The organism is Pseudomonas sp. RIT288 (assembly GCF_000631985.1).
In the GTDB taxonomy this organism is placed as follows: Bacteria; Pseudomonadota; Gammaproteobacteria; order Pseudomonadales; family Pseudomonadaceae; genus Aquipseudomonas.
In genome coordinates this window covers 1-489 of sequence record NZ_JFYN01000025.1, presented here as the reverse complement: position 1 = coordinate 489, position 489 = coordinate 1, and the positions used below count along the sequence as shown (strand labels likewise).

Annotated in this window: 1 protein-coding gene; it reads right to left on the bottom strand. The window is 61.1% G+C overall.

Features of this window, described 5'->3' with window-relative positions; genetic code table 11:
- Nucleotides 1–489 (bottom strand): immunoglobulin-like domain-containing protein (locus tag BW33_RS18395; protein ID WP_047600345.1); only part of this gene is annotated, 489 nt, incomplete at both ends.

Sequence of the window (489 nt, the reverse complement as noted above, 5' to 3'; positions counted from 1 at the left end):
TCACGCCGGTGATCGCGTTAGTCAGCGGTTCGTGACCGTTCAGCGCATCGTTCGGCGCGGTGGTGGTCACGGTGCCGGTGGTTTTACCCACTTCGATGGTGATGGTCTGGCCGTTGGCCAGGGTCACGGTCACTGGCGAGCCGGTGACAGGTGCGCCGACGGTGGCGGTGTAAGTGACAGTGCCGCCTTCAGCCACCGAAGTATCGGCGCTCAGCTTCACGGTCGAGGTATCGATGGTGTCAGTGACTTCGGTCACGGCCGGAACCGTGCTCGGTACGAGATTCTCGAAGTTGCCGCCGGACGCATCCTTGATCGTGACTTCGACCTTGCCGGCGTCTTTGTAAACGTCATCGGCAGGCGCTGGAACAGTCACGGTGCCGGTGGTTTTACCGGCTTCGATGGTGATGATGGAGCCATTGCTCAACGTCACAGTCACCGGAGTACCGGCTGGATTGGTCAGGGTCGCGGTGTAGACGATAGAACCGCCCT